We start from the raw sequence: 22,644 nt of genomic DNA on the forward strand, positions 1-22,644 counted from the left end.
CCTATCATCCCATTATCCTTTGGTATCCGTAGCAATATAAACTTTTTGGATGCCCATATTTTTTATCATATCCATCACTTGAACTACCTTGCCATAATCAACGGATGCATCGCCACGCAGGATTACCGATACTTCGCCCTGCTGTTTTTTCTCCCAGAGTCGATTTTCCAAAGCCGATAGCGAAAGTTTTTCTTTCTCGTAGTAAACACTGCCATCGGCCGTAACGGTTACAGGAATATTTTCCACCATACTGATTTGGGAGGAAGCAGCTTGAGGAAGCGTCAGCGGCATACTTTTCTGCACGACCATAGTAAGCATGCTCATCATAAAGAATACCAACAGGAAAAAAATGATATCGATCATCGGGATAATCATCAACCGAGGTCTTTCTTCCTGGGGAGTTAAATCAATGCGCATCCTCTTTGCCCCCTGCTGCTACATACATAATAGATACATATTCGACATCGGCAATGATAGCATTGGCGCGATGCGAAAGATACGAATACAAGCACAATGCCAGGATTGCCACCAAAAGCCCCGTGGCCGTGGCAATTAATGCTTCACCGACACCACCCGTGATGGCAAAAGGCTCGCCATCGGCAACATTTAGTACCGAAAAGGACTGAATCATACCGGTAACTGTTCCCAAAAGCCCCAAAAGCGGTGCCATCGTCACAATGACACTCAAATATTCCAAATACTGCCGCAGCTCGATCGCCTTGCGCTTTGCTGCAGCCATCACTACTTCTTCCCGGCTGCCATATTGTTCTTCGGCTAACGCCGTTAACAATACCTCACCAGGGGCACCGGCCTTACGGCACAAACTTTCTGCCTGTTCTTGCTTCCCCGTCTGAAGATACCCATTGAACTTTATGGAAAAGTCCTCCAGTTTCAATCGTTCCTTGCGGTAAAAGGCAAAACGTTCCAACCCAATGGTAAGCGCAATAACTGAGGCCAAAAGAATGGGATACATGACCAAACCGCCCTTGTGAAACAATGTAAAAATTTCCATATTAAATCTCCTTGCAATCCAGTACAACCTTAGAATTTATAATGAGCACCGACAAAATAAGTTCGCTCTGCTCCCGGAATCAAAGTTGCCGTAGCTCCGCCAGCAGAATCATATTCATAGTAATCTCTTCCCAACAAATTGGTTATGCCGCCATACCATTCCAAATCCTTGTTTTGCTTGAACTTAAATCCAATGTCGAGCAGTCCATACGAATGCACAATATTTTTGTCTTCATGGCGGTCACTTTCGCGAATGAAATTGTTATATTTGCCAAATAACGTATATTTTGCATGAAAGCTCCATTGCTTATCGAATTTATAATCAGCCGCCAGCAAAAGCTTGTGCTGTGGTACAGCCTTTAATCCACTGTTGGTAAAATCGATTTCGTCTTCCCCATGGGAGGCCATCAGAGCACGCCCTGCCGCTGTATAGTCGCGTTTTCCATGAAGATACGTATAACCTTCTTTTAGCTGCAGTTTTCCGAGTCGCTGGGAAAAGCTGGTTTCAATTCCCTGCCGTTTGGTATTATACATATTATACGTTTTATATTCCCAACCATAAGTTCCTTTGAAATATGGCCGCTCCAACTCATTATTGGTTTCCGAAGCGAACAACGTCAAGCTCGCCGTAGAAATTCCCCATTTATCACGCATCCCTAGCTCCCACAAATTGTAGGTTTCCTCTTGCGCGCTGGTAGCGGCATAGACCTTTTTCGTTGCATCGGAATAAACTTCATCACATATCTGCAATCCATCAGGGCTCGTATATCCTCGTTCATAGCGCAAGAATAATTTACCCAGCTTGCTGTAATTGTAGCCAACGGACAGTTCGCCAGCAGTATTCCAGCGATTCGACGAATCTTTGCCACCGATGGGACGTGCAACACTGCCGCCATCCTTATCGAATTCCCAGATGAGCTTTTCCCGACGAAGGCCCTGCGTATAAGTAAACCGTCCACGTTTCATCTTATTGAGCAGATACAAAGCCTCGGTCGTCTTGTCATAATTAAAATCCATTAGCTTACTTTTCGCCGATGTCTTATACCGAAGATGCGATTCCTGTTCGAATAAATCCATCCCAATCAACAAAGAATCCTTCGGGGTATACGACCAATCCATCCGCATGCGTGAACCATAGGATTTCGTTTTCATCTTCCCATCAAAGAATTTCGTATTGGTATAGAACCCATCGGTGAAGAAGAAATCCCCGCTGTATTTTAAATTTTTCCCCATATCCTGACTGTAGGATAGATTATAGGTATTCAACAAACGATCGCCATTTAAATAATCACTATCTTTGCTGGGACGATAGTTATGTCCATAAGCATCGATTTTCTTCCGGCTCACATTCTGCAAAAATTTGCTATCTTCATCCAAATGGCTATAGCGGAAGGTAACGCTATGCGCTTTGTCCGCATCATAGCGGAACCCACCATAAGCATAGTTGCTTTTGCGATAGGTGTTGACAAAGAACAGATCTCGGTCAAGCCGGGAATAGCCGGTTTGTACGGCCAGCTTATCCGTGGCTTTCGTTCCATAATTGACACTGGACCGATATCCATCAGAATTCCATTCCGTCGTAAGACTGCTCTGTGGCTTCTGCAAAGACCGCAGGTTCGTAGTAATGTTGATAATGCCACCGGCAGCACCGCTGCCGTAAATAACCGAACCACCACCAGGAATGATCTCGATTTTTTCTATCTGCTCCACAGGTACATAATCGTAATTGTTGGGCAGCGGATGATTCACCATCGTGGTAATCGGTGCACCATCAACCAAGACTTGTATGTTGCGTGTCGCCTGCTCGCTTCCCTGTCCGCGGATATCCACCTGTCCCCAGCCAGTAGCACCGACACTGATGCTGGTCTGATCTTTCAAGACATCGGAGATGCTTTTATATCCCTTTTCCTCCATGTCTTTCTTGGTAATAACCAGAATTTGTTTGGTATCGCGAAGTTTTTCTACCTCAATGTAATCAGGCCGCACGTAGCTATCCTTCAAACGAATGCTCTCCGCTGTGACTTCCTTGGCTGCCTCAACCTGCGGCCCCCAAGCAACGGTCCAAACATTGCTGCTGGCTAAAATCCCCAACGCAACCAAACCGGCTAAATTCCCTTTTGCTTCCATTCACGAATCATCCTCCATAAATATGAATGCTTTTCATATTTGAATAATATTCATAATCGATAATCATTATCAATTACACGATGTTTATAATATCAGCAGTGATTATCATTGTCAATAGCATTATGAAAAAATCCCCTAGGTATTCATAAAAATACCTAGGGGATCAAAATTCAACGTACTTTTAAATCCAGACCAACTTTATCGGTTTCCCATGGCGAGATAACCGTGTAAGGGATGTTCCATTTCTCGAGCATTGCCACGACCTGAGCATCTTTTTCCTTAGCCTGCTCCAGATTGGTTTCCTTACGATCATCGATGGTAATAAACTCATCGTTGCGGCGCAACAGATAATTATAATTCTCATAGCGATTGAATTCCTGCATGACCAAGGCGTCAAAAGCATCACTTGGCTCACGATTATAAATGATATTGAGCGGCAATGGCGAATCACAGACGGCAAATTCCACGCCATATTTCTCCAGGGTTCGCGTGCGATGCGCCTGCTCGGCAAATAGATACAATTGATCCTCCACGATATCGGTGGCATTTTGATACCACAGCCATTTTGCATATTCGCCGACCAGCTCCGTTTTGTAGCCCTTGCGCTTCAATTTTGAAAAAACATCCGCAGCAATCGTGCTCTTCCCAATACCGGCACCGCCATAGAAATTAATTACCTTCAAGTCGTCATCTCCAAATTTTTGATAGTTACCCTCCTATTCTACCACAAATCTTTCCCTCTGTCTGATTATCGATGCATTCGCGGTACCAGAAGTGCCACAAAAATATCCACGCCTAATAACGCGGCCAGAGCCAGGAAAGCCCCCGAAAAGCCCAAGCTGTCATGCAAAAAACCAAACGAGGCAGAAATAATCGTGGCCCCCACGCCCGTAGCAACGGTTATCGCGGCAGTAACCGTCGCAGTCCTTCCACTGGCGAAATCCGCTACATAGGTCAAGACGTTGGGGTAAACCCCACCACAGAAGAATCCCAAGACAAAAACAATAACAAATGCCAAGGCTTCGCTGCGAATAAGCGCTAAAATCGCCAGCATAATTGTTGCCCCCAGGGGGGCCAGAACGATAAGACGGCTTCGATATTTCGCTAGGAAGCCACAAAGGAATCGTGAGGGAATCATGGCTAGCCAGAATAGTGACAGAGCCAAATAGCCATGCGTAGAATTCATCGTATCCAACAAGAAACTATTAAGGAAAAAACAAACGCCATTTTCGACGCCGACATAGATGAACATGATAAAACACAATAAGGCAGCCCCTTTGAAATAAATACCGGTTCCTCCGCTATCCGTTTCCTTCTGCTGTGCCACCTCTCTCGGTTCAAAACTAGTCCGCCATAACAGTACCGTAAGGATTAAGAACACAATCCCACTGACCAGGAAGAATCCCTGCCAGCCCCAGCGGGTGGTCAACGAAAAACCAACCAAAAGTGGTGCGATTACTGCCCCTAAGGCAAACATAGCGGTAATAAATCCCATACGGCGATTCCGAGTTAGCGGATAGGCATCCTGCATTCCCGCGATCGCAACATATTGCACGATACTACACGAAAATCCTAATACAAAAATTCCCACGGCAAATGTCAGCGAATCCGTAGCCAAAAGGATAATGGCAGCTGACAGCACGCGAATCGCGGTAAATACTACCAACATAATCTTCTTGCCAATGCGGTCGGCCAACGCCCCTAAAAGAAGCGGCGCAATCATCGTTGCAAATAATTGGACTGATGCCAAAATCCCCTGCTGCCCAATCGATAAATCATACTCCTGTCCCACATACAGCAGTGCCGCCTGATATCCCCCCGTTTCAAATCCGTTCATAAATATCGAAGCCAGCAATAGTGCGGATAAATCGTTACGCCGCCAAAAAGATAACGATTCCATTCAATCACCTCCGATAATTCTTTTTTTAATTTATTTGACAACACTTTGGATTTTCCTTTTTTCCATAAAAAAGACCGCCTTTCGGCGGTCTCAAGGATTCTTCGTCAGTTCTCGGCAACAATATGACCATCGTCCGCGATAGTCACTTCGCCGCGATTCAAATGGCTGTCAACATAAGCTACGGTAAACTTATGTCCTACCTGTTCTGCCTCACAGACGATTGCATCTGGATGCGCAGCAATAACTGCCTCTTCTGCAATCGTTGCATCAATTGCTGGTGTTCCCTGCATCATGAGCAAGGCACCCCAAACTGCAAGACTCAGAGTGATTCCCAAAATTTTTTTCATACGAATCAGTCCTTTCTCTTAACCTATGAGTAGTATACAACATTACACTAATTATGTTTATAGTTTTAAGAGAAGTATTCTGTATTCATACTACATTTGTGAAATTAAGCCTCAGTATCTTCCTGATTATTTTCTTTCAGGAGTTCCTGAATCTTCACCTTAATGACATCAAAGGCAATGTTGTTGAGTCCACTGTTGATGACGATATCCGCTACGTTCTTCGTCGGTGCGACATAGAGATAATGCATCGGCTTAACGGTCTCAAGATACTGCTCGATGATATTTTCCAGATCACGGCCGCGTTCGTTGATGTCGCGCAGCACACGGCGCAAAATACGCTCATCCGCATCGGCTTCGACGAAAATCTTGATATCGAATAAATCGCGCAGGCGCTCGTCCTGAAGGATCAAAATACCCTCTACAATAATAACGCGGCTCGGCTTAATGATAGTAGTGGCCGAAGAACGCGTGTGATGGGCAAAATCATAGACCGGGCACTCTACACTCTTGCCTTCTTTGAGCTGTTGAAGCTGTTCAATCAAGAGATCGGTCTCGAGGGATTTGGGATGATCGTAATTAATGTGCTGACGTTCCTGGAACGACAGGTCATCATGGGGACGATAGTAATTGTCATGATAAATTACGGTAACATCATCGCCAAAATATTTTTTGAGCCGATTCGTAAAGGTCGATTTACCCGAACCCGTACCACCAGCAATACCAATAATGGTAGTTTTCATAGTAATGGAGCATCTCCTTGCAGAAATTTGTCCTTACTATAGTATCATAAAAGCCCGCGTTTGTCTGCTCCATCTAAGCAAAACTTCGAAAATCAGCGAAAAAGGATTATGCGAATCCATAACGAATTATAAGAACAGGATATTGGCAGAAAGGAAGTGCAAGCATGCCAAAGGTTACCCGCGATGATATCCCCAACTGGTTCCAACGGAAAACCGGCTTTGATGTGGATGTCGAAGAACTGAAAAAAGCCGTGGAACTCGACCGGATTGCCTGTGCCGATGAACCGATGAAGCTCATGCGGGAATTATGGGGCATTACCCCACGTGACTGTGAAAAGCTCTTAGGGGCACCAAGCCGTACCGTCGAGCAATGGTTTCATACAAAATCCACCCGCCCAGCTTCCTGGGTAGTACGCCTTATCGTCGAAAAATGTGCGAAACTCCATGAAGAACGTTTGCGAAAATAAGAGACGCCCTTGCTATCTTCTACGATACGCAAGGGCGTCTCTTATTGCCAGGGATTCACTTATCTCCCCAACGATTTGGCAAGCTCAATCTCCAGCTGAGAATGCGGGCGGCTGCAAATGCGACGGACATCGCTGATGAACTTTGCAAAAGTCTTTTGCAGCTCAGCTTCATCGAACTCTATCTCACCATTTACATTCTCGGTAAAATGGCTCGTAAAATCCTGCCAGCCTTCGCCGTCAAACGTTCCATCCTCCGCTGCCTTTTCGGTAAACAGTTCGGAACGGATGGCTTTTCCCTCCGCTGCTAATCTTTCGTTGAAGCGGATAAATTCCGCGAAATGATGCAGTCTAGACTCCGCCTCATCGGAAATGTATCCTTCCTCGGTTGGATCGTAAGCCGGAGATTTCTTCGGATGCAAGGTCAAATAAAGATGCATGAACACATAGCCTGATTTCGTATCAAATTTCATGAGAATCCTCTCCATTTTCCATAGTTCCAGCCTGCAACGCGTCAAGCCGGCGCACCTTTACATTATTCGGTGCTGTTATTCCGAGCTTTATTTTGCCAGCTGCAACTTTTACGACGGTCACGACGACTTTTTCGCCAATCATGATTTCCTGTTGTTCTTTCCTGGATAATACCAGCAAAATACAGTCCCCCTCTATTATATAGCACCATATTATCTTATCATAAAAAGGGGCGTCAGTTCAAACCTTCTTTTTCCTCGATATACTTTTCCATTTCCTCATCGGCCTGCTTTTTGACTTCTTCCCAGGAGCTATTGACCTTCGCTCCCATAAGTTTTTTCCCTGCGACATCAGGATGGAGTCCATCCATAGCAAACGGTGTCGGCAGCACCCCATCCGGCCGTGGAAAGGCAGCGGCCGTGTCGATATGAACCTGGGTACGAATATAGGCATTCACTTCATGGAACCGCTCCGTCCAATCGTCGGCCGTCGGCTCATGGAATACATGGGCGATATTGTCAGGATTCACATCCGGAAGCGTCAAAAGAATCGGGCGGATATGATTCTTCCGGCAGCGCTGCTGGATTTCTTTTAACCCCTCGATAACCACCTGCGGGTCTTCCCCACCGCGCAAACTGTTGGTACCGGTGAGAATCAACAGATACTTGGGGCGAAATGGCAGGACATCCCGATTGAAACGTTTCACCGTCATCTGGATGGTATCGCCACTCTCCGACAAATTGATCGTGGGGAAATTCAGATACCGCAGCCAACTGAACTCAAAGTCCTCTGGTCCATAGGAGTAATGGCCGCCACCATGTGAAATGCTGTCACCGAGAACCCCGACTTCCCAATGATCAGCTGGAGCAGTCCGGAATCGTTTGGGAAGTGACCAGCGGCTGGTCGGTACGTCTTTTTCATCGGTCGCCCTAACCCGCCAATAAAAATCGCGATTGCTGTAACGGGGATTGGCATCATAGAGTTCTGCCACATCGGTGTGAAGCGTATCGACAAGTTTGGCATCTTTATCCGACAGAGGATTTCCTTTATAGATTTGCAGTTCATAGCGGACCATGCCCGTCATCGGAATCCAATGATAGACCGGATAGAGCAGTACCGAACCATTGCCATTATTATAATCCGTTAACGGCTCCGGTGCCCCCATCACTTCTTTGTCGCTGCTGGTCCAAAGAGTAGCCAGTTCACTAAAAGGCGTATACGGCTTTCCATCGAAATCCATGCCGCGAACGCGCCAATAAAGCGGCTGCTTGCCCAGAAAATCCGTGGCAAACGTCTGGAGCGGCGCATTGTAGTGATTCTGGAAGATTGCATAACTGCGGAAAATCGCCTTATCGGATTCTGCCGTCGTCGACAGAAACATTGGTTTTTCGGCAAAAAACTCAATCTCGTAATATACCGACTCACTATCTTTATCCCATGCGAGAATCGGCGAATAGGAAAGCGGCTCCGTAGGCGTCGTCTCCGTAAGGCCTGCTGGTGCCGGAGCCAAGGCAAAGTAATCCTGCCGCGCCTTAATATAAAATCCCAGGCAGGCACAGACTATCACCACCAACGCCACCATTCCCCCATATTTGATATATTTCCAATGGCTGCACATAGACAAGGCATACCTCACTTTCTTTTCCAAGAACACTATCTTCTATTATATACGATAAGATTAAAATTACCACAAAGATTCCCAGATGACGCAAAACAAATTTTCGTATATAATTACAGAGAAGAAACAACCATAATAAAGAAAGATAGATGATTGGGATGAAACCAAAAGATAACTTCATGCTGGTAAAAAACCAGCGGATTGAAAACAATCGGCGCCTTTCTGCCAAAGCCAAACGGCGCCTGGAAAAATCCAAGGCCGACAATACATTAAAAGCCTACTCCTCCGACTGGAGCGACTTTTCCGACTGGTGCCGGCATCATGGGGAACGGGACTTGCCCACCGCACCAGAAACCATCGTCAACTATATCAATGACCTGGCTGATGATGCCAAAGCCAATACCGTATCACGCCGCATCACCGCCATCTCGGAAAACCACATCGCCGCCGGCTACGGCGGCAAAAACAACCCGGCGAAAGACGGCATCGTCCGGGCGGCTATGGCCGCCATCCGCCGTGAAAAAGGTACCTTCCAACGAGGCAAATCCCCAATACTCATGGAAACGCTTTATCTCTTGGCAGATTGCTTCGAAGATAACGATCTCGTTTCGCTGCGGGACAGAGCCTTGATTTTTCTCGGCTTTGCCGGTGCCTTTCGCCGCTCAGAACTCGTGCGCATTCAGTTCGAGGAACTGACCTTCACCCCGCAGGGCCTCATGATTTTTGTGCCACAGTCAAAAGGTGACCAGTTTGGCCGTGGCTCAACCATCGCCATTCCCTATGCCCCGGATAAAGAAATCTGCGCCGTCCGGGCATTAAAAGCCTGGCTCGATGCCGCACAGCTTCATACGGGCCCCATTTTCCGCCCCTTCACGAAAGCCCACAGCCTGAGGAATGCGCAGCTCTCCGACAAATCCGTCGCGCTAATCGTCAAAAAATACGCCAAACTGGCCGGCCTCGACGAGAAGCAATTCGCCGGGCACAGCCTGCGCCGCGGATTTGCCACCAGTGCTGCCCAACACGACGTCGACGCCCTCTCCATCATGCGCCAGACCCGTCACAAATCTGAAAAAATGGTCCATCGTTACATCGAACAAGGCAACATCTTCAAAGAAAATCCGCTCAATCGCATGTATGGGAAATAAAGAACTATCCCAAAGAGCCGACTTTTTTAAACATGAAAACAAGGGGGTAAAAGCCATGTGTGAATTAATGCAAAAACTACAGGATGAAGGTCGTGCAGAAGGACGTGCGGAGGGACGTGCCGAAGGTCGTGCCGAAGGACGGCTAGAAGAACAAACTTCGCTTGCGATAAGCATGCTACGTGACCAGGAACCCATCGATAAAATTATAAAATACTCACGTCTTAGCCCTGAGCGAATTGCCGAACTGGCGAAACAGATTCGACAATCATAACGATTCGATACTAGGTAAACAGGAAGCCCTCGTTCTCATTTTTCGAGAACGAGGGCTTCCTGCTATCTTCTTTTGAATAGTCCTGCCGTTCAAAGTCCACCAACCGCAAAAGAGACTCCGTCCTACCTTCATTTCCCCTGCTTCGTATCCGAATGCGACCCGCTTTCCATATCGCCTAGCGCATACTCACAGCACTGCTGTACCAGATTATTCACCGACACATCCTGTGTCTTATGTATACATCACAAAGCAATGGAATTTACGTTCGCTATATAGTATAATATTAATAGGAACAGATGTTTTTGCTCGGATTATTTTTTTAATCGCAATCTCGTGATATAATAAAAGAAAGGACGATGTGCTATGGGCCTATTGGAATTTGAGCCTCCCAAGAAGTATTTGGAACTCATTGAACAGTTTCGTCTCATCGATGATACATTCTTTGATGTATGCTTCGATGGCAGCAGGGAATGTATGCAACTGCTACTTCGCATTTTCTTTGACCGCGATGACATCATGATCAAAGAAGTTGTTACCCAGCGCTCCGCACAAAACCTATACGGTCGCAGCGCACGCTTCGATGTCATTGCCGTGGATAACAATGGCAAAATATACAACGTAGAAATCCAACGTGCCAGCGAAGGCGCCAATCCCAAACGCGCCCGCTTCAACCACAGCCTTATCGATTCCCGGGAAATCAACAAAGGAACCAAATACGAAGATTTTCCCGAAGTCTGGGTCATATTTATCACGGAAAAGGATTTATTTGGTGGCCGAATTCCCATGTATCACATTGACCCTATTATCAAAGAACTCAACCAGCCATTTGAAGATGCTGCTCATACGGTCTACGTGAATGGTTCCTATCGAGGGGCTGATGCCTTAGGACTACTTATGCAGGATTTCTTCTGCACCGATCCTGAGCAGATGCACTATCCAGAACTGGCCCAAAGAGCCGACTTTTTTAAACATGAAAACAAGGGGGTAAAAGCCATGTGTGAATTAATGCAAAAACTACAGGACGAAGGTCGTGCCGAAGGGCGTGCGGAGGGACGTGCGGAGGGACGTGCCGAAGGACGTGCCGAAGGACGGCTAGAAGAACAAACTTCGCTTGCGATAAGCATGCTACGTGACCAGGAACCCATCGATAAAATTATAAAATACTCACGTCTTAGCCCCGAGCGAATTGCCGAACTGGCGAAACAGATTCGACAATCATAACGATTCGATACTAGATAAACAGAAGCCATCGTTCTCATTTTTCGAGAACGATGGCTTTTTGCTATCTGTCTTTAAATATTCCTGCCGTTTAAAATCCACCAACTGCAAAAGAAACTCGGTCCTACCTTCATTTCCCCTGCTTCGTATCCGAATGCGTCCCGCTTTCCATATCGCCCAGCGCATACTCACAACACTGCTGCACCAGATTATTAACCGACACGTCTTGAGATTTTGCAACCTCCGTGAGCCGCTCCACCAAATCTACTGGCAAACGAAACGTCTTATTGATCATCTCAGAATTTTTCTTTACCACAAACATCCAATCACCTCACGATACGAATCAACTCTAGTTGACATGTCATTTTTGACAAGTCAATTCGACTAAAAATAGGCCATCGTCCACGATAAACCATCTGCAAACGAAAACCTGAAGCTCCAAGCCAAGGCTTTCTTTCGTTTTTTATCTGAAAGAATCGATTAATAGATACTCCCCTTAACGCAATAACCAAAAACATTTCGCGCTTACTAAAGCTGTTTCCTTTTTAACATATCAATAATATAATCCGTGTGAATTCTCTTCCCTTCATCATTAAGATGATAGTTAGTGTCATAGAACATATCAATATCATAGAGGCAGTCAGTATAGCTTCCAAGAACTTCAACGCCTTGTGAACAATAGAATTCTTCAATAGAACGTATACCTGCCAAATCCGTTTCTGAGAATTCGCTTTTATTCCATAAATAATTTGGCCAAGAAGCATAAACCGTTATGTTGTTATTGTGACAATATGTTATAAATTGTTTAAGTTTCTGCTGTGCATCATTTGATAACGGTGTATCATCAAAAACCACTTTATTAATTTTGCTACGCAGTGCGCTATTAGACAATCTATTCATCTTATAGTTGTTAGTCATATCACCATTTTTATTAAGATACTGACTAGAGTACGCCCCTTCAACACGTGCGGGTGGCCGTATTCGCTGATAAGTAAATTTCAATAAATCTTTGGTATTAAGCTGGCTTATGAATTTTAATTTATCATAAAACGAAAGTGCTTGAATTATTGATGGATCATACCCCAAATAATAAAAAGCCTCTTCCGGTTCAAAAACGTCATGATGCCAAGTATAGTAAGGGAATTCAAGTGGAAGAATAACAATATCGTTTGATTTTAAATGCTTTTTTGCTCTTTCCAACGTATAAAAACGCATTGTAGCATTAGCACTATAATTCACGGTTGGAATTCCTAATTCTTGTTCAATTCGCTCTGTATCTACACCAAGCAACGTATTTGAACCAGAAATAAATACTATCTTTTTCCCTTGTATAGAACTTGCATATACATCTTTTTTGGCCAGCCACTCATGCATATAGCGTTCTTGTTCCATAGGAACTCCAAAATTCACCCAAAATAACAGCCCATGAAATAACAATCCTGCAAGAACAGACACAGTAAAAATGAGCAAATATTTACGATAAAACGTCACAATCTATCTCCTTAAAATTGAAAGTAGAGAAATTCAGATTCTACATGCCCGATAGATAGTATGGTAAAGGCAAAAACTAGCCCCAACACTCCAGCCAATACTTGCAGGCGACGAGGATGCGTTTGTAAACGACTAAGTATAATTGGCGGATTAGGGCAAACTGCTAGAATAAATCCTATCACTAACAGTTTCACACAAATACTTGACAAAGAACCAGCCAAGGCAAGCTTCCCAAAACAGATTCCTAAGTCTGATAAAATCGCAAAACGATCAATAGCAATCCATTCACTGGGAAGAACAACATTATGTATATCCGTCATAGCTGCCAGGATAGCTATAGCACTACTGAAATTATCTGCCCGGAAAAACACCCAACATATTAAGACACACAAGAAAGTCAATGGCCAACTAACAAATGCAGGCAACGTAATCTTTAGCCGTCGCCACTGATGGTTAATCATTAACAGCAGCCCATGAATTCCCCCCATAGGATAAATGTCCATCCAGCACCATGCCACAAACCAATGATCAACATACTGACAAAGAGATTACGCATTTTCTTAAGTTCGCCTTGTCGATTTCCTCCCATGGGGATGTATAAATAATCTTTTACCCATGTTCCCAAAGTCATGTGCCAACGACGCCAAAAGTCGATGATATTTTTCGATTGATAAGGAGAATTAAAATTAACAGGCAATTTCAGATTAAACATCAATCCTAATCCGATAGCCATTTCGCTGTAGCCAGAAAAGTCAAAATAAAGCTGGAAAGTATAGGCTAGTGCCCCCACCCAACTTTCTAGAAAAGTTAGGCTGTCTGCCCGAGAAAAAACGTTATTAGCAATGGGAGCTAAATTATCCGCAATCATCACTTTTTTTACTAATCCCATGGCAAATAGTGTTAAACCTATTGCTATATTTTCGATATTTATATGAAAAGTTTTCTCTGCTATGAATTGAGGTAACATTTTTTTATGATTAATAATCGGCCCAGCAATTAGATGCGGAAATATAGTAACAAATTCACAATAGGTCAAAAAATCATGTTTGGCAGCTTCACCACGATATGCATCTACTAAATACGCCGACTGCGTAAAAGTAAAAAAAGATATACCCAAAGGCAAAATAATATGTGGCAAATCAAAATCACTACCACTTATATTATTTACAGTAATTAGGAAAAAATCAGTATACTTAAAGTAACCAAGCAATGCAACATTTACTACCACCCCAAAGATAAGCCATAACCTTTGATTATTCGTCAATCCAATCTGTCTGCCAACAAGGTAATTGAAGGTAATGGATGCAAAAAGCAATGGAACATAATGAACATCCCAATAACCGTAGAAAATAAAAGATGCTAAAACCAATACCAATGTAGACGCACGATTGCATATATATTTCGCTGTCAAGAAAAAAGCAGCAAAGGTTACAGGCAAGTAAACAAAAATAAACGCGTAAGAATTAAAAAGCAAAAATACTCCTCCCTCTTGATAATTGACAATCCGTCCTAGAAATGTGTCAATTTAGCAAGGTATTTCTCCCTCCCCCTATCCACACGTAAGAAAATTACGTTTTGTATTTCTCACATATTTGACAAAACTGTTCTTGCAAATACCTTATTCCTCTCAGTATCATTTGCCGATTGGTTCTTCTTATCGAGAGTAACAAGAAATAACATATACTAAAAATTGTCACAGATATTATCACCGCTACTGCCTCGTAAGAAGTCAGCATTTGGCGTAACGCCCATGCCACCCCCCCTGCCATAGCAGCCGGCAGCGCTGCATTGAGGATATTACCAGCCATCTTCCGTACTGATATCCCCAACATTTGCCGCAACATAAACGCCTTTACCATATCCAGCCACAACGAACTTGCACACATCCCTAAAGCTACTGCGTCAAAGCCAAATTTAGCTCCATACCACAATGCTCCCCACAGCACTGGAAAATGAAGTATCTGTGAAAAGGCAGACAAACGAGGCATCCCTTTCGCACGAATCGCTTCACTACCTAAAGAATTAATCAAGACCGAAATTGTAGAAGTCAAACATTCAATTCCAAAGAAAAAATCACCTTCATGCCACTGATCTCCCAACAATATACTAACCGCAAAATCCGCATATACAAAAAGCAAAGCCCCCAGTGGCATGAGCAATAACGCTGACTTACTTTGAACACTATAAAACAGATTTTTAAATTCCACCATATTATTTTGCAAACGTGATAACGCGGTAAATAGTACAGGAACAATAGCTCCTGTTATTAAACTAAAAGCAGCCCCAGAAAGAGTCAACACCCCACGATATAAACCAAGATAATAACTACTTAGTAATACGCTTACTAAAAACAAACCACCATACGTACTAAACCATATCGTGATAGATTCAAAAAGCGTCCACAGTGAAAAAGATAACATACTGAACAAACTTGTTTTATCTATCATCTGAAACAACGGCATATTAGTATAACGTGCCTGTACTAAACAAGTTGCAATCTGTTGAAATAGCCATCCAAAAACCAATGCCCAAAATCCTAATCCATAATATGCTAAAGGAATTGTAATAAATAAGGGAATGATTAAGGTAATTACACGTAGCTTGAACAATAATTTAAATTGAAATTCACGTTTAAAAAGTGCCGTCTGCATGCCATTAAATGAAGTAATTACCAACCCAAATCCTGCTACTTTTATACCATCTGCTACTTCATATGTTCCTAATAGAACTGCAATATCATCAGCAAACAAAACTATTAGTAGCCATATAATCAATGCAATCAAACAAGAAGTAGTAAGAGCAGTCCCAAAACATTTAAGTTTTTCATCTTCATTATGGAATTCATGCTGGACAAAATACTTTTGAAAGCCCGCATCTGCAAACATTTCTGCAAAAGATGTCACAACCATGATAGAAGCCATTATGCCGAAAGCTTCTGGAGTCAATAATCTAGCTAAAATCATTCCGGTAATTGGGGTTATCATTTTAGCAGAAAATTCAGTTATAAATGTCCATTTTGTTGCAGTTTTAATTTTTTCTTTAATTTCCATTAGAATATAATTACCTATCTTTTATATCTATATCAATCCAATCCCCCATTATATTATTCCATTCATCTGGATAAACTCTCGAAAATCCCCCAGAATGATAAAATGTCAACTCACCGACATATATTTTATCATTAACATAAAAGAAATCCACTCGAACATGAGGTATGTTTTGGGATAGCTTTTCTGCTATTTCTTTCATTTCAAAAAAGCACTTTGGTTTCGCGGGTAAACATTTTGAATTAGGATCTTTCATCCGTATTGGCAAATGATTAAAATTCATATCAAAAAAATCAGTTGTTGGATTAGATGATTCATCCCTTGATATATACATTAATTTTGCCTTACCATTGAAACAAAAAAATTTGTAATCTACCAAAGCATCACCACTTCCATCATTTAGTAATTCTTCAGCAAATATTTTCGCTTTAACGTTCTTATAAGGCCATTCAAAGCTACCATTATAAAAATAATTGTAATGAAGAGATTTTTCTAAAAGTTTTTTTGCGTTCTTTTTATCAAATGTAGATTTATCCCTACATATGACAACACTTCCACTATCATTGTTACATTTTAATACGAATTGCTTTGGCAATTTTTCAAATTCTATATCCTCAAAATCATCCCAAACACCTATTACGGGGACTACATATTTATCGCCAATTACATTTGTCACATACTTTTTCATTTCAAACTTATCCACCATTTCCGTATACAACGGATTACGGTCATGTATTTTCAGCCATTGTAGCTTCTCATTAAACGTACGCGGATCATCCAAACACAATGGGTATCCTACTAACTTCTTAAATCGACGCTTTAAATACCACTCTTCTGATACTACATGCATAGCAACATAATGTACATCACTATACATCCGCTTCAAAGGCTCCAACATAAACGATGGTAAATTTTCTTTTAGGACTTCCTTGATATTCAAAGGCTTTGTTCCCCCTTACAAGCCATAATATTTACGATACCACTGGGCAAACTTTTCCAACCCTTCCGCAATCGTCGTCTTCGGCCGAAAATCAAAATTACGTTCCAACTCGCTAACATCCGCATAGGTTTGATACACATCACCAGGCTGCATAGGGAGATACTCCTTTGCCGCCGTTTTGCCCAAAGTTTTTTCCAGTGTTTCAATAAAATCCATCAGCTTCACTGGACTGTTGTTGCCTATATTGTAGACTTTATACTGATCGCCATCTTTATTAGCTATCGGCGGATTGCAAAGCATATGTTCAATTCCTGAGACAATATCATCTACATATGTAAAGTCTCGCAGCATATCACCGTTATTGTAAATCTTGATGGGCTTCCCTTCGCGAATCAGATTGGCAAATTTAAAATACGCCATATCTGGGCGACCATACGGACCGTATACCGTAAAGAACCGCAACCCTGTTGCCGGAATGTTATAAAGATGACTATAAGTGTAGGCCATCAGCTCATTGGATTTTTTCGTTGCCGCATAGAGGCTGATAGGATGGTCAACATTATCCGTTGTTCTGAAAGGTGTTTTTTCCTGATTACCGTACACCGATGAACTGGATGCAAACAACAGATGCTCTACAGGATTATGACGGCAAGCCTCTAATATATTGAAGAAACCAATTACGTTGGAATCAATATAGCTGCGCGGATGGTCGATACTGTACCGTACACCAGCCTGCGCAGCTAAATTTATCACAATATCCGGCTTTGTCTGCTCAAATAGTGCATTGACCACTGCCTCATCCGCCAAATTCCCTTTGATAAACTTATACTGCGGATATTCCCGCAAAATCGCTAACCGACTCTCCTTCAGCGACACATCATAATAATCATTGCAATTGTCAAAACCAACGACCTCTGCCCCCAACTCCAACAACCGCTTCGACAGATGAAAGCCGATAAAACCTGCGCTACCAGTTATCAATATTTTTTTATGGGTATCAAATTTCCTATACTTTGCCAAAAACGCCACGTCCCTTCCTTGCTATTCCGTCAACCCCCCAGCAAATCAGCCACGATACAACCATTGTTGTCATAAAAGTACAGGCAATGGTTTCCCACATGGATAACCGAGGATGAAATACTCTTATACAAAAATAAATAATCTGCTGATGAATCAAAAAAATTTCATACGAGGTTCTGCTCAATTCCCTCCATAAATTCGTTTTAAATAGATATGCCTCAACTGTAATCTGACCTAAACAGTAAATTAGATACAACTCCGCTAAAGTAAATACAGGCTTTATCATTCCTGCGATATACCTGACCTCAGCAAAAAGGACAGTATACCCACTGACCAGCGCCAACAACGTAGCCACAAATACCTTGTTCCGTGCAGGCTGCAACTTTTTGTAACGCAGGTAGCAACCAAAATAAAAGTAAATACTCATCTGCATGGCACTGCCAATTTGCAACATATTATGTGCCAGTCTAGCAAAGAGTACCCCTCCCGCAAACAAAAGTACACATATTATCACATCTCGCTTGCCAAACATAAGCATACGCCTTGACAACGCCAAATAAAAACCAACCAACAGCCACCATAACATCAGCAAAAACCACAATTGTGATGGTGAAATCCCTAGAACATACTTATAAAAAAAATCACTACCTGAACCACCAAATAAAAAATAATGAATAGGACACACCCATAAAAGTGATGTTAATACATACGGTTTTAAGATTCGCTGTACCTTTCGACCTAAAAAATCTTTTGTAGAAAAATAATGTTTCTTTTCCACAGCCAAATAATACAGCAAATAGCCAGAGGCCATTACAAATGCCGGCACATGAAACGAATTTAACCAGGCAGTAAAAGCAATAATCCGTTCGTCTCCTGTCACATCAAAAACTTTGACCCAATTACCGGTATAAAACATACAGCAGTGGTAAAATACCACCATTATCATCATGGATGTTTTAATATTAGTAATAAAATTCAGCCGCATATCGTCTCCTCAAAACAATCAGTCTCTGCTAAATATATCTCTTGTGAAAACTTTCTCCTGCACATCCGTAAGCGCATCATTCCAGCGGTTGGCCACGATTACATCACTGCGTTCCTTAAACTCTGTCAGGTCGCTGATCACCTCGGACCGGTAGAAGTTATCATCCTTCAAGGTAGGCTCGTAGACAATACAGGGAATGCCCTTGGCTTTGATACGCTTCATAATCCCCTGAATGGCACTGGCTCGGAAATTATCCGACGCCGTTTTCATGGTCAGACGATAAATCCCTACCACCCTCGGCTTTTTCGCAATAATGGCATCAGCAATAAAATCCTTACGAGTTCGATTAGCCTCCACTACCGCACCGATCAGATTCTGTGGCACATCACGGTAATTAGCCAACAACTGTTTCGTATCTTTCGGCAGGCAGTAGCCTCCATAACCAAATGAGGGATTATTGTAAAAATCACCAATACGCGGATCAAGGCTGACTCCACGGATAATCTCTGCCGTATCGAGACCACGGGCCTCTGCATAGGAATCGAGTTCATTGAAGTACGCAACTCGTAACGCCAAGCAAGTATTCGCAAAAAGCTTAATCGCTTCTGCCTCGGTAGAACCCGTGAACAGCGTGGGAATCTTCTCCTTCACCGCACCTTCTGCCAACAATCCTGCAAATACCTTTGCGCGTTCCGACCGTTCTCCCACGATAATCCGCGATGGATAGAGATTGTCATGCAGCGCCTTTCCTTCCCGCAAGAACTCCGGCGAAAAGATGATATTGTCCGTTTCATACCGCTTCTTCATCTGCTCCGTGTAGCCCACAGGAACTGTAGACTTAATCACCATCACTGCCTGTGGATTGATTTCCAAGACTTCCTCAATCACCGCTTCTACCGAGGAAGTATCAAAAAAATTCTTGTCCGGGTCATAGTTGGTCGGCGTAGAAATAATCACAAACTCCGCCCCTTCAATCGCCTCCCGCGCATCCAAAGTAGCTCGGAAGTTCAACTCCTTATGCGCAAGGAATTCTGAAATATCCCCATCCACAATCGGTGACTGCCCCTGATTCAGCATATCCACCTTCTCCGGCACAATATCCAGCGCCATCACTTCATTATGCTGTGCCAGTAAGATACCATTGGACAGACCAACATAGCCTGTACCTGCAATTGCGATTTTCAACACACACTACTTCCCTTCAAATTTTGAATAAATTCAAGTTCACACAATCCGTAATCTAAATCACTTCTCGTACTTTCTCATCAACTCAGTTATAAAATTAGTATCATTAAGCATATTATTAATACTTTTGTCTATATCAAGCTGTCGCTCTTGAAAATCTGCGACAGCCTTTTTTATTACATCACCATATATACGAAAATCTTTTGGCTGCATAAGTCGTTGCTTGGTTGACAACATGAGCATACAATCTAATAAATCTGTCGTTTCCAATGGCAAATCTGCCGTATGTTTTGTGAATTTTATAATTCTTTGCACATACCTACGAAATTCCGGTACATCGTTTTCGATGGTATTTTTCAACCGCACTGCCACCGCTTTGAGCATATTTTCCTGCTCTGGAACCACCATGCCTGCGCTATCCATTATTGGGCCGTCCAAAACAAGACAACTATCTTTCACATACAACTCCAATAGATGCCAAATATTTCTCACACTCATAAGACAGGATGCACAATAATGTTCAGCAACCCCCTCATCATCTAAATAAAAAATATACCTTCCTCTGGCATTATCCCGCTCTTGTTCATAGGCTATTTTTCGTATTCTCATTATATATCTCCTTTAGCATAAAATTTACAGAATAATATTATTTGAATAAATCAAACAGGTGGTTATTTTCCAGCAATGGCCACACCATATCACCCAGCCCATGATACAATTTAACATATCCAACTGCGCAAGCAATCATAAACAAGCTTGCATAATATACGATAGATTTACTCAACATATTCACTTGCTTAATATATAAAATAACTAATATATACAGTGGAATTGTCAAATCCCTTACTAATCTATCTAAATCTTGCAAAATAGGGAAAAAAGGTAATAATAAACACATAAGCTTTGCAAATTCATATGTAATATCCGCATATCTAGTTGTAAAAGAATCTACTGAATTCTTTTTTAGTTTCCTACGAATCCAATAAATAACAAATATATAAATTATAGTAACAGCCCAAGAAGTTATATGTCTTTTTTCAAATTCGTCTAACGCATAATATTGATAATGATCAATATTTTCAACACTAGATAAATAATAGTAAACATCCATATTATTTGCTAATATATAATCAGCATACAATGGCATACACAAGCCAAACATTATCAAAACAAATATAAGAACTCGTCCTAGTTTAAATTTCGCACATTTAACAAGGGGATATATTAACATGAAGAACACTGCAGTTTTATGAAAGGAAAAAGCAATCATTAAACTTAGCATAAGTTTTTTCATCGACTTACTTTTTTCTTTTGCATATAAATAAATACCTACCAGTAAAATAACCTCAAGTATAAAATTTCTAACCTGAACAGCATCAAATGCCAAAGGAAAAATAATAAATAACGTTGTTAATGAATAAACCTCGCCCAAGATTTTATAAATAACATAAAACATTAATGATAACAATAAAACGTCTAATACAAATCTGAATTCATCGTACTCAAATCCCCAATTTTTAAAAATTAAATTTATAAGTGAATATCCTCCATCATCTGGAAAAAAATTAATATTACTCAATTCAATATAATTGTATTGCCTCATATAATTAGCATAATCTGCACAATCATAACTCCCCCCCATAACGACAGCTAACATAATCATACTGATTAACATGAACCATATTTGAGATCTTTTAGATAATTGGGCAGCGATAGCACAAAGGCTGACGCATAAAAACAATATAAACATTATCATAATTATTCGCCTATATTATAATAAAATTCCATCTCTAACGCCTCTTATCATAGATACTAACTTACCCACTTTATTATCCTCCCAAAAAATTATTTTTATTACTCCTATAAAAAAATGTTTTATTGCAAAAAAAGTATATAGCTTTTTATATTTTCTATCTAGATAAAACATATTTCTAATTTGATAATACTTTCTATTAGCAGAATGATTATAAATAAATAAATCTAATCCAGCCACTGTAATTTTTTTTATATTTCCAATAGTATGTGACAATAAAACATTATTCACTTTCAACAAAACATATCCACTATTAATTAAATTTATGTTATAATCTGTATCAACCGAATCTATAAATAGCTTTTCATCAAAGCCTCGAATCTCTCTCCAAGCAGCAATTTTATTTAAACTTCCAGATGTGATTAGCCTTTCTACCAGATCAACATCGCCTTTTTCTATAAAAGCATCATCCAAATTTCTATCTACGATACGACAACCTACTATCGCAACCTTTGGTTTATTGATATATTTTTTATATTCAACAATCATATTATATGGTACAATCGAATCTTGATCTAACGTTAAAATCCACCTATAATTCTTTTTTTCTGCATAACTAAATACTGTATTCAAACTTTTTGCCACACCGTAATTTTTATCATGTTCCCAAAAAAAACATTTTTTATTAATTTGTTCATTATCATTAATATAATTCTTAATCTCACATGCATTAGTCGAGTTGTTATCCCATATAATAATTTCATCAATCTGATCTTTCACTGCAAATAAACATTTTTTTAGTATCTTTAAATCTGGGTTAAATGTAATTACACAAGCAATAATTTTTTCATCATTCATAAGCGCCTCATATAAATATACATTACACAACATGTGTTTTTGACATCAAAACT

General features: G+C 41.5%; 26 protein-coding genes. 4 read left to right on the plus strand and 22 right to left on the minus strand.

Annotated features, from left to right (window positions below; genetic code table 11):
- Positions 1 to 12: 12 nt before the first annotated feature.
- The 7 genes from T504_RS0102640 to udk all read right to left on the minus strand — a co-directional run bounded on the left by T504_RS0102640 (position 13) and on the right by udk (position 6,125).
- Positions 13 to 417, minus strand: a complete 405-nt coding sequence (locus T504_RS0102640; protein WP_033169480.1) for an ExbD/TolR family protein — start codon at positions 415 to 417, stop codon at positions 13 to 15.
- Entirely contained in the window at positions 407 to 1,012 is a 606-nt protein-coding gene (locus T504_RS0102645) for a MotA/TolQ/ExbB proton channel family protein (protein WP_033169481.1), read from the minus strand. Before T504_RS0102645 ends, T504_RS0102640 begins: the two co-directional genes overlap by 11 nt.
- 29 nt (positions 1,013 to 1,041) lie before the next feature.
- Positions 1,042 to 3,138: a TonB-dependent receptor gene (locus T504_RS0102650; RefSeq protein WP_033169482.1), complete on the minus strand. Its 2,097-nt coding sequence runs from the start codon at positions 3,136 to 3,138 to the stop codon at positions 1,042 to 1,044.
- Positions 3,139 to 3,308: 170 nt separating this feature from the next.
- On the minus strand, positions 3,309 to 3,821 hold the full coding sequence (locus T504_RS0102655; protein WP_033169483.1) for an AAA family ATPase: 513 nt from the start codon (positions 3,819 to 3,821) through the stop codon (positions 3,309 to 3,311).
- A 65-nt stretch (positions 3,822 to 3,886) separates the two neighbouring features.
- Positions 3,887 to 5,038, minus strand: coding sequence for an MFS transporter (locus tag T504_RS0102660; protein ID WP_033169484.1), 1,152 nt, complete (start codon positions 5,036 to 5,038; stop codon positions 3,887 to 3,889).
- A 104-nt stretch (positions 5,039 to 5,142) separates the two neighbouring features.
- On the minus strand, positions 5,143 to 5,385 hold the full coding sequence (locus T504_RS0102665) for a hypothetical protein (protein WP_033169485.1): 243 nt from the start codon (positions 5,383 to 5,385) through the stop codon (positions 5,143 to 5,145).
- A 104-nt stretch (positions 5,386 to 5,489) separates the two neighbouring features.
- Positions 5,490 to 6,125 (minus strand): uridine kinase, encoded by a 636-nt coding sequence (gene udk, locus T504_RS0102670; RefSeq protein ID WP_033169486.1) that lies wholly within the window; start codon positions 6,123 to 6,125, stop codon positions 5,490 to 5,492.
- Positions 6,126 to 6,289: 164 nt separating this feature from the next.
- Between udk and T504_RS0102675 the strand changes: the two genes are divergently transcribed.
- Positions 6,290 to 6,592: a hypothetical protein gene (locus T504_RS0102675; protein WP_033169487.1), complete on the plus strand. Its 303-nt coding sequence runs from the start codon at positions 6,290 to 6,292 to the stop codon at positions 6,590 to 6,592.
- A gap of 59 nt (positions 6,593 to 6,651) precedes the next feature.
- Here the strand turns inward: T504_RS0102675 and T504_RS0102680 are convergent, their stop codons facing one another.
- From T504_RS0102680 to T504_RS0102690, 3 genes are read right to left on the minus strand one after another with little or no spacing between them, the layout of a single operon-like run.
- The gene (locus tag T504_RS0102680; RefSeq protein WP_033169488.1) at positions 6,652 to 7,062 is read right to left on the minus strand and encodes a hypothetical protein; all 411 of its coding nucleotides are present in this window, start codon (positions 7,060 to 7,062) and stop codon (positions 6,652 to 6,654) included.
- Positions 7,052 to 7,240 (minus strand): carbon storage regulator, encoded by a 189-nt coding sequence (locus tag T504_RS0102685; RefSeq protein WP_033169489.1) that lies wholly within the window; start codon positions 7,238 to 7,240, stop codon positions 7,052 to 7,054. Before T504_RS0102685 ends, T504_RS0102680 begins: the two co-directional genes overlap by 11 nt.
- A gap of 55 nt (positions 7,241 to 7,295) precedes the next feature.
- Positions 7,296 to 8,708, minus strand: coding sequence for an SGNH/GDSL hydrolase family protein (locus T504_RS0102690; protein WP_231473846.1), 1,413 nt, complete (start codon positions 8,706 to 8,708; stop codon positions 7,296 to 7,298).
- A gap of 128 nt (positions 8,709 to 8,836) precedes the next feature.
- On the opposite strand from T504_RS0102690, the gene T504_RS0102695 reads away from it, so the two are divergent.
- The 3 genes from T504_RS0102695 (at position 8,837) to T504_RS0102705 (ending at position 11,315) form a co-directional block, all read left to right on the plus strand.
- A complete protein-coding gene (locus T504_RS0102695) occupies positions 8,837 to 9,823 on the plus strand; it encodes a site-specific integrase (protein WP_033169546.1) in 987 nt (328 codons plus the stop codon).
- Positions 9,824 to 9,878: 55 nt separating this feature from the next.
- A complete protein-coding gene (locus T504_RS0102700; protein WP_033169490.1) occupies positions 9,879 to 10,094 on the plus strand; it encodes an RpnC/YadD family protein in 216 nt (71 codons plus the stop codon).
- A gap of 363 nt (positions 10,095 to 10,457) precedes the next feature.
- Positions 10,458 to 11,315, plus strand: a complete 858-nt coding sequence (locus T504_RS0102705) for a PD-(D/E)XK nuclease family transposase (protein WP_033169491.1) — start codon at positions 10,458 to 10,460, stop codon at positions 11,313 to 11,315.
- 127 nt (positions 11,316 to 11,442) lie between these two features.
- Here T504_RS0102705 and T504_RS0102710 read toward each other — a convergent pair whose 3' ends face one another.
- From T504_RS0102710 to T504_RS0102760, 12 genes are all read right to left on the minus strand, one after another.
- On the minus strand, positions 11,443 to 11,634 hold the full coding sequence (locus T504_RS0102710) for a type II toxin-antitoxin system HicB family antitoxin (RefSeq protein ID WP_033169492.1): 192 nt from the start codon (positions 11,632 to 11,634) through the stop codon (positions 11,443 to 11,445).
- A 206-nt stretch (positions 11,635 to 11,840) separates the two neighbouring features.
- Positions 11,841 to 12,803: a hypothetical protein gene (locus tag T504_RS0102715; RefSeq protein ID WP_033169493.1), complete on the minus strand. Its 963-nt coding sequence runs from the start codon at positions 12,801 to 12,803 to the stop codon at positions 11,841 to 11,843.
- 11 nt (positions 12,804 to 12,814) lie between these two features.
- On the minus strand, positions 12,815 to 13,264 hold the full coding sequence (locus tag T504_RS14885; protein ID WP_231473847.1) for an MBOAT family O-acyltransferase: 450 nt from the start codon (positions 13,262 to 13,264) through the stop codon (positions 12,815 to 12,817).
- Positions 13,264 to 14,277, minus strand: coding sequence for an MBOAT family O-acyltransferase (locus tag T504_RS13620; RefSeq protein WP_231473848.1), 1,014 nt, complete (start codon positions 14,275 to 14,277; stop codon positions 13,264 to 13,266). Before T504_RS13620 ends, T504_RS14885 begins: the two co-directional genes overlap by 1 nt.
- A gap of 94 nt (positions 14,278 to 14,371) precedes the next feature.
- Positions 14,372 to 15,853 carry an oligosaccharide flippase family protein gene (locus T504_RS0102725; RefSeq protein ID WP_033169494.1) on the minus strand — a complete coding sequence of 494 codons (1,482 nt, stop codon included), beginning with the start codon at positions 15,851 to 15,853 and terminating at the stop codon, positions 14,372 to 14,374.
- Positions 15,854 to 15,863: 10 nt separating this feature from the next.
- Positions 15,864 to 16,790 (minus strand): ATP-grasp fold amidoligase family protein, encoded by a 927-nt coding sequence (locus tag T504_RS0102730; RefSeq protein WP_156033457.1) that lies wholly within the window; start codon positions 16,788 to 16,790, stop codon positions 15,864 to 15,866.
- 15 nt (positions 16,791 to 16,805) lie between these two features.
- Positions 16,806 to 17,810 (minus strand): NAD-dependent epimerase, encoded by a 1,005-nt coding sequence (locus T504_RS0102735; protein ID WP_033169495.1) that lies wholly within the window; start codon positions 17,808 to 17,810, stop codon positions 16,806 to 16,808.
- Entirely contained in the window at positions 17,797 to 18,795 is a 999-nt protein-coding gene (locus T504_RS0102740; RefSeq protein ID WP_033169496.1) for an acyltransferase family protein, read from the minus strand. The genes T504_RS0102735 and T504_RS0102740 overlap by 14 nt, the downstream gene beginning before the upstream one ends.
- 18 nt (positions 18,796 to 18,813) lie before the next feature.
- Positions 18,814 to 19,980: a nucleotide sugar dehydrogenase gene (locus T504_RS0102745; protein WP_033169497.1), complete on the minus strand. Its 1,167-nt coding sequence runs from the start codon at positions 19,978 to 19,980 to the stop codon at positions 18,814 to 18,816.
- 60 nt (positions 19,981 to 20,040) lie between these two features.
- Entirely contained in the window at positions 20,041 to 20,589 is a 549-nt protein-coding gene (locus T504_RS0102750; RefSeq protein WP_033169498.1) for a hypothetical protein, read from the minus strand.
- Positions 20,590 to 20,626: 37 nt separating this feature from the next.
- Positions 20,627 to 21,736, minus strand: a complete 1,110-nt coding sequence (locus T504_RS0102755) for an EpsG family protein (RefSeq protein ID WP_033169499.1) — start codon at positions 21,734 to 21,736, stop codon at positions 20,627 to 20,629.
- A gap of 15 nt (positions 21,737 to 21,751) precedes the next feature.
- A complete protein-coding gene (locus tag T504_RS0102760) occupies positions 21,752 to 22,591 on the minus strand; it encodes a glycosyltransferase (protein ID WP_033169500.1) in 840 nt (279 codons plus the stop codon).
- Positions 22,592 to 22,644 lie beyond the last annotated feature (53 nt).

Origin of the sequence: Selenomonas sp. ND2010 (genome assembly GCF_000702005.1) — a bacterium.
Lineage (GTDB): Bacteria > Bacillota > Negativicutes > Selenomonadales > Selenomonadaceae > Selenomonas_A.